Genomic DNA, 9,477 nt, shown 5'->3' with positions numbered 1-9,477 from the left:
CAAAATCCGCGGCATTATATACTTCGCCTGCCTGTTCGAAAACGAGACCGGCCCCCGCGACACCGAGTCGCACCCCGCCGCGGAAGCTCCCCATGCCCCCCAAGACACCTGCCAAGAACCCCATCCTCGGCCTTTGCCAGCAAGCAACCTTCCTCATCAGCGCGGCCAAGGTCGAGCAGTGCCCGGAGGACAGCGGCCGCGAAGTCGCCTTCGCCGGCCGTTCCAACGCTGGTAAGTCTAGCGCGCTAAATGCACTCACCCATGCCAATCTGGCGCGAACCTCGAAAACCCCCGGGCGCACCCAGCTGCTGAACTTCTTCCGCCTGGACGACGAGCGCCGCCTGGTCGACCTGCCCGGCTACGGCTACGCCAAGGTGCCGATCCCGCTGAAGCTGCACTGGCAGCAGCACCTGGAGGCCTACCTGAGCAGCCGCGAGAGCCTGGCCGGGGTGGTGTTGCTGATGGACATCCGCCATCCGCTGACCGAGTTCGACCGCCTGATGCTCGACTGGGCCCAGGCCAGCCGGCTGCCGATCCACGTGCTGCTGACCAAGGCCGACAAGCTGGCCTTCGGCGCGGCGAAGAACGCGCTGCTCAAGGTGCGCCGCGAAATCCAGCAGGGCTGGGGCGACGTCGCCAGCGTGCAGCTGTTCTCGGCGCCCAAGCGCGAGGGGGTGGAGGAGGCGCAGCAGGTCCTGGCGGCCTGGCTGGGCCTGCAGCCGGAAGGGGACGAGGAAGCGGCCGAACAGGCCTGAAGGCCCGGCGCAGGGGGTGCCGGCAGGCCGCCGGCACTTTCGCGCGGGCAAAAAAAACCCCGAGCTTCGTATGGGGAGGGGGAAGTTCGGGGTTTAAGTCCGGACCGCTAGGGCGGGGTCCAGGATTCTGCCAACACTAAACACTGCAAAGGAGCATCGAAGGGCTTCTCCAGCCATTCACGAGTTCTGACCCGGGCTGCGGTGGGAAAGTTCAGTGGCGGATGAAAAAAATTTCCCCCGGTCCTTTTCAGGGATTCCCGAGACGCCCCGCAGGGCCCGCCGCACGGGCCCTGCGACCGTTCGTCAGTGGGCTTGGTCCCAGTTCGAACCGCTGCCGGTTTCGACGATGAGCGGTACCGCCAGCTGCGCCGCCGCCCCCATCAGTTCCCGCAGTTTCGCCGCGACTTCCTCGACCAGGCCCTCACGCACTTCCAGCACCAGTTCGTCGTGCACCTGGAGGATGACCCGGGCATCGACGCCGCTGGCCTGCAGCCAGTTATCCACGTCGACCATGGCGCGCTTCATGATGTCCGCCGCGGTGCCCTGCATGGGCGCGTTGATCGCGGTGCGCTCGGCGGCCTTGCGCATGGCCTGGTTCTTCGAGCCGATTTCCGGCAGGTACAGGCGGCGGCCGAAGAGGGTCTCGACGTAGCCCTGCTCGGCGGCCTGGGCGCGGGTGCGCTCCATGTAGGCCAGCACCCCGGGGTAGCGGGCGAAATAGCGGTCGATGTAGGCCTGGGCCTCCTTGCGCTCGACGCCGATCTGCTTGGCCAGGCCGAAGGCGCTCATGCCGTAGATCAGGCCGAAGTTGATGGCCTTGGCGCGGCGGCGCTGCTCGGGGGTGACGTCTTCCAGCGCCAGGCCGAAGACCTCGGCGGCGGTGGCGCGGTGCACGTCGCGGTCGTGGCGGAAGGCATCCAGCAGGCCTTCGTCCTGGGCCAGGTGGGCCATGATGCGCAGTTCGATCTGCGAGTAGTCGGCCGACAGCAGCCGGCAGCCCGCGGGGGCGACGAAGGCCTGGCGGATGCGCCGGCCCTCGGCGGTGCGGATCGGGATGTTCTGCAGGTTCGGGTCGGTGGAGGACAGCCGCCCGGTGGCCGCCACCGCCTGGTGGTAGCTGGTGTGGATGCGCCCGGTGCGCGGGTTGATCTGTTCCGGCAGCTTGTCGGTGTAGGTGCTCTTGAGCTTGCTCAGGGAGCGGTACTGCATGATCACCTTGGGCAGCTCGTAGTCCTGCTCGGCCAGGTCGGCCAGCACGTTCTCGGCGGTGGACGGCTGGCCGGTGGCGGTCTTGGCCAGCACCGGCAGGCCGAGCTTCTCGTAGAGGATGGCGCCGAGCTGCTTGGGCGAGCCGAGGTTGAACTCCTCGCCGGCCAGTTCGAAGGATTTGCGCTCCAGTTCGACCATTTTCTCTCCCAGTTCGCGGCTCTGCAGCCCCAGGAGGTTGGCGTCTACCAGCGCGCCGTTGCGCTCGATGCGCGCCAGCACCGGCACCAGCGGCATCTCGATCTCGGTCAAGACCCTGGCCAGCGACGGGATGGCCTGCAGCTTCTCCCACAGGGCGTGGTGCAGGCGCAGGGTCACGTCGGCGTCCTCGGCGGCGTAGGGGCCGGCCTGCTCCAGGGCGATCTGGTCGAAGGTCAGCTGCTTGGCGCCCTTGCCGGCGATGTCCTCGAAGCGGATGGTGCTGTGGCCCAGGTACTTCAGCGCCAGGCTGTCCATGTCGTGGCGGGTGGCGGTGGAGTTGAGCACGTAGGACTCGAGCATGGTGTCGAAGGCCACGCCCCGCACGGCGATCGGCGTGCTGGCGTTGGCCAGGACGTTGATGTCGTACTTGGCGTGCTGGCCGACCTTGGCCTTGCCCGGGTCTTCCAGCAGCGGCTTGAGGGCCCGCAGCACGGCGTCGCGGTCCAACTGCTGGGGCACGCCCATGTAGCTGTGGGCCAGGGGTACGTAGGCCGCCTCGCCCGGCTCGACGGCGAAGGACACGCCCACCAGCTGCGCCTGCTGGGCGTCGATGCTGGTGGTCTCGGTGTCGAAGGCGACCAGGTCGGCGGCCTGCAGCTTCTGCAGCCAGGCATCGAAGGCGGCCTGTTCCAGCACCGTTTCATAGCGCGACTCCTGGGCCGGGGCGTCCTCGGCGGGGCTCTCGCCGGCCTCCTTGGCCTCGCGCAGCAGGTCGTCCAGCCAGTTCTTGAACTCCAGCTGGCGGTACAGCTCGATCAGCGCCTCGCGGTCCGGCTCGCCCGGGTGCAGCGCGTCCAGCTCGACGTCCAGGGCGACGTCGGTCTTGATGGTGGCCAATTGGTAGGACAGGTAGGCCTGCTCGCGGTTTTCCTCGAGCTTGGCCGGCAGGCCCTTGGCGCCGCGGATCGGCAGCTCGGGCACCTTGTCCAGGCTGGCATAGAGCACGTCGAGGCCGCCGCCGACGCCGGTGAGCAGGCCCAGCGCGGTCTTCTCGCCGACCCCGGGCACGCCGGGGATGTTGTCGACCTTGTCGCCCATCAGCGCCAGGTAGTCGATGATCAGCTCAGGACCGACACCGAATTTCTCTTTCACGCCATCCACGTCCAGCGTGCTACCGGTCATGGTATTGACCAGCGTAATGTGCCCGTCGACCAATTGGGCCATGTCCTTGTCGCCGGTGGAGATCACCACCGGGCGCAGCGCCGCGGCGCTGCTGCGGGCCAGGGTGCCGATCACGTCGTCGGCCTCCACCCCTTCCACGCACAGCAGCGGCAGCCCGAGCGCGCGCACCGCCGCGTGCAGCGGCTCGATCTGCACCCGCAGCTCGTCCGGCATCGGCGGGCGGTGCGACTTGTACTCGGCGAACAGCTCGTCGCGGAAGGTCGGGCCCTTGGCATCGAAGACCACCGCGAAGGGGCTGTCGGGGTACTGCTTGCGCAGGCTCTTGAGCATGTTCAGCACCCCCTTCACCGCGCCTGTGGGCATGCCGGTGGAGGTGGTCAGCGGCGGCAGGGCATGGAAGGCGCGGTACAGGTAGGAAGAGCCGTCCACGAGGACGAGGGGTGCTTGACTCATGAGTGGAATCAACCTTTTCCGGAGGCCAGGGGCTAGAATGACCCCAGCCGAATCGACAAAGGAACAAGGTTATCATGCGCAGTCGCAAACGCTGGTTGCTCGCCGCCCTGCTGGCCGTATCCCCCCTGATCGCCATGGCGGTGGACGAGGAAGCGCCGACGCCCGAACCGGATGTGACCATCCGCCAGGAGGGCGACAAGACCATCCAGGAATACCGGGTCAATGGTTTCCTCTACGCCATCAAGGTCACACCCAAGCATGGCAAGCCGTATTTCCTGGTGCGCCAGGACGGCAGCGATGGCAATTTCATCCGTTCCGACCAGCCGGACAAGCTGATCCCGCAGTGGCAGATCTTCAGCTGGTAACCCATCAACCCCATGGCGCTCACGAGGCCTGAGCATGTCGGTATTCACCCCTCTTGAGCGTTCCACCCTGGAAGGCTTCCTCGCCCCCTACGGACTGGGGCGCCTCCAGGACTTCCGCGGCATCCCCGAGGGCTCGGAGAACAGCAACTTCTTCGTCAGCCTGGAGCGCGGCGAATTCGTCCTGACCCTGGTCGAGCGCGGCCCGGTGCAGGACCTGCCGTTCTTCGTCGAACTGCTCGACGTGCTCCACGAGGCCGACCTGCCAGTGCCCTACGCCCTGCGCACCGAATCCGGCGAGGCCCTGCGCCAGCTGGAGGGCAAGCCGGCGCTGCTGCAGCCGCGCCTGCCCGGCCGCCACGAGCGCCAGCCCAACGCCCACCATTGCGGCGAAGTCGGCGGGTTGCTGGCGCGCCTGCACCTGGCCACCCGCGGGCGCATCATCGAGCGCCCCAGCGACCGCGGCCTGAGCTGGATGCTGCACCAGGGCGAGCAGCTCGCCTCGCACCTGGCCCCGGCCCCACGCGAACTGCTGGAGAACGCCCTGGAGGAAATCGCCCGCCTGCTCGCCGAACAGCCCGAGCTGCCGCGCGCCAACCTGCACGCCGACCTGTTCCGCGACAACGTGCTGTTCGACGGCCCGCACCTGGCCGGGGTGATCGACTTCTACAACGCCTGCTCGGGCTGGATGCTCTACGACCTGGCGATCACCCTGAACGACTGGTGCTCCCACGAAGACGGCGAACTCGACGGCCCCCGCGCCCGTGCATTGCTGGCCGCCTACGCCAGCCGCCGGCCGTTCACCGCCCTGGAGGCGGAGCTGTGGCCGGAGATGCTGCGCGTGGCCTGCGTACGCTTCTGGCTGTCGCGCCTGATCGCCGCCGAGGCCTTCGCCGGCCAGGACGTGCTGATCCACGATCCGGGCGAGTTCGAGCGGCGCCTGGCGAAGCGGCAGCAGGTGGAGATTCATTTGCCGTTTGCGTTGTAGGGCCGGGAGCGTTGGTGGATTTACGCAACTGATCCGGACATGAGGATCAGTTACGAGAACGATAATTTGTAGGAGTATTACGACCCGGAATATCCAGGCGCTTGGATGCATGTCAGGACTTTCGTCTTTGCGCCTCAAGGACTATTCCAAGCCACGCGAATCCTTTCTGCTAGGGCCTTTTATGCCTTTATGAACGAGGCCCCGTATGGAAACGCAACAACAGTCGGTTTGTAGCAGCCAAGGCATCTGTTTCGCACTGACCCGCATCCGTTTGCAGCCCCATGAGCGCAATCGTCTGAGATTGCTGCGTTATTCCTCTACGTCGCTGCTGAATCAGGATATCGCCGACTTTGTCACGGAAGTCTTCGACTATATGCAGGTCAAGAACAGGGAATGCAGCCTTGAAGTCGCCCTGTCCGAACCGCTGACTCGGCAACTGGCGGATGCCCTCAATACGCAGAATCTCCAGGTCGCCCTTACCCTGAGCAGCATTGCCGGGGCCCTGGTAGGCTTCGGCAACAAGGTCGCCGGAGTTGCCGCAGGCGGAGCGGTGAGAAAGTACGCGCGCTCTCGACTGAGAAACTTTCATTCCGGCGACAGGATACTGAGTGTGGCGGCCAGGGTCAGTGGCGGTATCGGTCCTCAGGCTACCCTGCAATCAACCCTGATCACCCGAGCCCGCCCGACATGACGCTCAGCGAGTTCATCCATCTGTTCGTCGCCATCGTCCTGATGTTGGTGTTGTTCCGCTTCGTGCGGAAAAGTTCGAGCCGGACCTGGCTGGCGGTGGCGCTGGTGATAGTGGGCGGAGCCTTGATGTATGGGCGCCCGTCATTCCAGTTATGGATACTCGATTTGCCGATGGTGGGGTTGTTCTGTTTCATCATCGGCGTTTGCTTCTTCTTCGAACGCAATAAGGCGGCTGGCGAGTAGGAGCGGATCTCATCCGCGAATCGCGCCGGGGCGTCCGGCTATCGCGGACAAGGTCCGCTCCTACAGGGGTATGGCATGGGTGGGGTGGCACCGTAGGGCGAATAACCGTTCGCGGTTATCCGCCGTTGGCCGGAATGCCGGTGCCCGATGGCAACGGCGGATAACGCCGGAGGCGTTATTCGCCCTACGACCGCACCACCGGAGGGGACACGTGGCCGGCGGCAATCGCGGACAGAGTCCGCTCCTACGGCTCCAGGGAAGCACGATCGTAGGAGCGGACTCTATCCGCGATTAGTTCGGCCCCGGCACGGCCATCCGGTCGTTTATCAGCGCGACGCATGCGGGTGTAAAGATCCAGGCCGGAGTGGACATCCCTGTCGATACTCCTCTGCCCAAGGTCAACCCCGGCCCGGCCATCCATGGCCGGTCGTTCGCCGGGCGAAGCATGCTTCGCAAAGACTCCGGCTCACCCACATTTCGAATATCCGCAGTTCAGGCAGGTCGCGCAGCCGTCCATCTGTACCACCGCCATGGTGTTGCACTTGCCGCACAGCTGGGCGCCGGCGGGGAAGCCTTCGCCGGGTTCGGCCTTGTTGGTGCCCTGGGCCGCTTCGTAGGCTGCGCGTTTTTCGGCCAGGTACAGGCGTTGTTCCTCGTCGATCTCCGGGCCCTGCATCAGGCCGATGGCCACCAGGTGGCGTTCCACCACCGCGCCTATCTCGGCGACGATGGAGGGCATGTAGATGCCGCCGCGCTTGAGGTAGCCGCCGCGCGGGTCGAACACGGCCTTCATTTCCTCGACCAGGAAGGTGCAGTCGCCGCCCTTGCGGAACACCGCCGACATGATGCGGGTGAGGGCGACTATCCACTGGAAGTGGTCCATGTTCTTCGAGTTGATGAAGATTTCGAAGGGCCGGCGCTGCTCGTAGGGGGTGCCCGGGTTGAGCACCACGTCGTTGATGGTCACGTAGAGCGCGTGCTCGAACAGCGGCGACTTCACCTTGTAGGTGGCGCCCACCAGCATTTCCGGGCGCTGCAGGGTTTCGTCCATCTTCACCACGGCGGCCGCCGCCGCGGCTTCGGCGCGGGCCTTTTCCTCGGCCACGTCGACCACTTCGAAGCCCTTGATCTTCTGGGCGATTTTCACTGTCATCTGCGATCTCCGCGGCTCAGAACTTGCCGTAGTAGCCTTCTTTCAAGGCGTCGAACAGGTTCGCGGCGCTGTGTATCTCGCCGTCGTACTCGACTTCCTCGTTGCCCTTGAGCTCCACCGTGCTGCCGTCTTCCAGCTCGAAGCGGTAGAGGGTCTTCTCCAGGTCGGCGTCCTTGACCAGCACGCCCTGGAACGCCGCCGGGTTGAAGCGGAAGGTGGTGCAGCCCTTCAGGCCCTGGCGCCAGGCGTAGAGGTAGATGTCCTTGAACTGCTCGAAGGGGTAGTCGGTGGGCACGTTGGCGGTCTTGGAGATGGACGAGTCGATCCACTTCTGCGCCGCCGCCTGGATGTCCACGTGCTGCTGCGGGGTGATGTCGTCGGCGGTGACGAAGTACTCCGGCAGGCGGTGCTTGCCATCCTCGGCGTCGGGCACGGCCTTGGCGTCGACCTTGGCGCGGTAGGCCAGTAGCTCGTAGCTGAACACCGAGATCTTTTCCTTGGTCTTGCGCCCGGCGCGGATCAGGTTGCGCGAGTAGTGGTGGGCGAAGCTCGGCTCGATGCCGTTGGAGGCGTTGTTGGCCAGGCTCAGGCTGATGGTGCCGGTGGGCGCGATGGAGCTGTGGTGGGTGAAGCGCGCGCCGTGCCGGGCCAGGGCCTCGACCAGCTGCGGGGCGTGCTCGGCGATGCGCTGCATGTAGCGCGAATACTTGGAGTGGAGGACGCGGCCGGGCACGCGGTCGCCCACTTTCAGGCCGTCGGCGACCATTTCCGGGCGCTTGCGCAGCATTTCCGCGGTCACTTCGTAGTCCTGCGCCAGCACCGGCGCCGGGCCTTTCTCCAGGGCCAGGTCGAGGGCCACTTCCCAGCCCACCAGGGCCATCTCGCGCGCCACTTCCTCGGTGAACACGCAGGCCTCGGGGCTGCCGTAGCGCAGCTTGAGCATGGTCAGCGTCGAGCCCAGGCCGAGGAAGCCCATGCCGTGGCGGCGCTTGCCGAGGATTTCCTCGCGCTGCTGGGCCAGCGGCAGGCCGTTGACCTCCACCACGTTGTCGAGCATGCGGGTGAACACCCGCACCACCTCGCGGTAGCGCTCCCAGTCGAAGTGCGGCTCCTCGCCGAAGGCGTCGATGACGAAGCCGGTGAGGTTCACCGAGCCCAGCAGGCACGAGCCGTAGGGCGGCAGCGGCTGCTCGCCGCAGGGGTTGGTGGCGCGGATGGCCTCGCACCACCAGTTGTTGTTCAGCTCGTTGACGCGGTCGATGAGGATGAAGCCCGGCTCGGCGTAGTCGTAGGTGGACACCATGATCATGTCCCACAGGTGCCGTGCCTTGACGCGCCCGTAGATGCGGCAGGCGACGCGGCCGTCGTCGCCGACCAGGTAGTCGTCGTGCACCGGCCAGTCGCGCCAGAGCACCTGGGCCGGGTCGTCCAGGTCGACCTCGTCGACCTCCTTGTGGTGCACCGGGAACACCAGCGGCCAGTCGGCGTCGGCCTGCACCGCCTGCATGAAGTCGTCGGTGACCAGCAGGCTGAGGTTGAACTGGCGCAGCCGGCCGTCCTCGCGCTTGGCGCGGATGAACTCGCGCACGTCCGGGTGGGCGACGTCGAAGGTGCCCATCTGCGCGCCGCGGCGGCCGCCGGCGGAGCTCACGGTGAAGCACATCTTGTCGAAGATATCCATGAACGACAGCGGCCCGCTGGTGTGCGCGCCGGCGCCGGAGACGTAGGCGCCGCGCGGGCGCAGGGTGCTGAACTCGTAGCCGATGCCGCAGCCGGCCTTGAGCGTCAGCCCGGCCTCGTGGACCTTCTGCAGGATGTCGTCCATGGAGTCGTGGATGATCCCGGAGACGGTGCAGTTGATGGTCGAGGTAGCCGGCTTGTGCCCCTGGGCGCCGGCGTTGGAGATGATCCGCCCGGCCGGGATGGCGCCGTGGCGCAGGGCCCAGAGGAAGCGCTCGTACCAGTGCTCGCGGGTGGCGGCGTCGGGCTCGACCTCGGCCAGGGCGCGGGCCACCCGCTGCCAGGTCGCGTCGACGGTGGCGTCGATGGGCGTGCCGTCCTTCTGCTTGAGCCGGTACTTGCTGTCCCAGATGTCCTGGGACGCCGGCTGCAGTTCGAGTGCCGCCTGGTCCATGCCCTGCGGGCGCGCATCGGTCTTGGCCATCCGCTGAAGATCCTCCCGTTGGTGCGCGGCCGGCTTGGGGCAGACCGCAATATCTAGTTATCCAGTAAATACACGAAACT

The 9,477-nt window shown here is 66.3% G+C and carries 8 protein-coding genes; 5 read left to right on the top strand and 3 right to left on the bottom strand.

Features of this window, described 5'->3' with window-relative positions:
- Positions 1–92: 92 nt before the first annotated feature.
- Complete coding sequence (gene yihA / locus DK254_RS15755) at positions 93–755, top strand: ribosome biogenesis GTP-binding protein YihA/YsxC (protein ID WP_109934506.1); 663 nt, start codon at positions 93–95, stop codon at positions 753–755.
- Positions 756–1,058: 303 nt separating this feature from the next.
- On the opposite strand, the gene polA is transcribed toward yihA, so the two are convergent.
- Positions 1,059–3,797, bottom strand: a complete 2,739-nt coding sequence (gene polA, locus DK254_RS15750) for a DNA polymerase I (protein WP_109934505.1) — start codon at positions 3,795–3,797, stop codon at positions 1,059–1,061.
- A gap of 74 nt (positions 3,798–3,871) precedes the next feature.
- Between polA and DK254_RS15745 the strand changes: the two genes are divergently transcribed.
- The 4 genes from DK254_RS15745 to DK254_RS15730 all read left to right on the top strand — a co-directional run bounded on the left by DK254_RS15745 (position 3,872) and on the right by DK254_RS15730 (position 6,080).
- Positions 3,872–4,162 carry a DUF2782 domain-containing protein gene (locus tag DK254_RS15745; RefSeq protein WP_109934504.1) on the top strand — a complete coding sequence of 97 codons (291 nt, stop codon included), beginning with the start codon at positions 3,872–3,874 and terminating at the stop codon, positions 4,160–4,162.
- A gap of 34 nt (positions 4,163–4,196) precedes the next feature.
- The gene (locus tag DK254_RS15740) at positions 4,197–5,147 is read left to right on the top strand and encodes a homoserine kinase (RefSeq protein ID WP_109934503.1); all 951 of its coding nucleotides are present in this window, start codon (positions 4,197–4,199) and stop codon (positions 5,145–5,147) included.
- Between the two features lie 205 nt (positions 5,148–5,352).
- A complete protein-coding gene (locus DK254_RS15735; protein WP_109934502.1) occupies positions 5,353–5,838 on the top strand; it encodes a hypothetical protein in 486 nt (161 codons plus the stop codon).
- Positions 5,835–6,080 (top strand): hypothetical protein, encoded by a 246-nt coding sequence (locus DK254_RS15730; protein WP_109934501.1) that lies wholly within the window; start codon positions 5,835–5,837, stop codon positions 6,078–6,080. The genes DK254_RS15735 and DK254_RS15730 overlap by 4 nt, the downstream gene beginning before the upstream one ends.
- Positions 6,081–6,546: 466 nt before the next feature.
- On the opposite strand, the gene DK254_RS15725 is transcribed toward DK254_RS15730, so the two are convergent.
- Together DK254_RS15725 and DK254_RS15720 are read right to left on the bottom strand one after the other, a co-directional pair.
- On the bottom strand, positions 6,547–7,233 hold the full coding sequence (locus DK254_RS15725) for an NrdJb (RefSeq protein ID WP_109934500.1): 687 nt from the start codon (positions 7,231–7,233) through the stop codon (positions 6,547–6,549).
- Between the two features lie 16 nt (positions 7,234–7,249).
- Positions 7,250–9,397: an adenosylcobalamin-dependent ribonucleoside-diphosphate reductase gene (locus DK254_RS15720; RefSeq protein WP_109934499.1), complete on the bottom strand. Its 2,148-nt coding sequence runs from the start codon at positions 9,395–9,397 to the stop codon at positions 7,250–7,252.
- Positions 9,398–9,477: the final 80 nt, after the last annotated feature.

Source organism: Pseudomonas sp. RW407 (assembly GCF_003176655.1).
Classification (GTDB): domain Bacteria; phylum Pseudomonadota; class Gammaproteobacteria; order Pseudomonadales; family Pseudomonadaceae; genus Pseudomonas; species Pseudomonas delhiensis.
Note: the sequence above shows the minus strand (reverse complement) of the source record. Positions and strands in the feature narration are given on the sequence as shown.

Coding starts and splice junctions, on each gene's coding strand:
- DK254_RS15725 (WP_109934500.1), bottom strand. CDS start 7,233: ATGACAGTGAAAATCGCCCAGAAGATCAAGGGCTTCGAAGTGGTCGAC.
- DK254_RS15730 (WP_109934501.1), top strand. CDS start 5,835: ATGACGCTCAGCGAGTTCATCCATCTGTTCGTCGCCATCGTCCTGATG.
- DK254_RS15720 (WP_109934499.1), bottom strand. CDS start 9,397: ATGGCCAAGACCGATGCGCGCCCGCAGGGCATGGACCAGGCGGCACTC.
- DK254_RS15740 (WP_109934503.1), top strand. CDS start 4,197: ATGTCGGTATTCACCCCTCTTGAGCGTTCCACCCTGGAAGGCTTCCTC.
- DK254_RS15735 (WP_109934502.1), top strand. CDS start 5,353: ATGGAAACGCAACAACAGTCGGTTTGTAGCAGCCAAGGCATCTGTTTC.
- polA (WP_109934505.1), bottom strand. CDS start 3,797: ATGAGTCAAGCACCCCTCGTCCTCGTGGACGGCTCTTCCTACCTGTAC.
- DK254_RS15745 (WP_109934504.1), top strand. CDS start 3,872: ATGCGCAGTCGCAAACGCTGGTTGCTCGCCGCCCTGCTGGCCGTATCC.
- yihA (WP_109934506.1), top strand. CDS start 93: ATGCCCCCCAAGACACCTGCCAAGAACCCCATCCTCGGCCTTTGCCAG.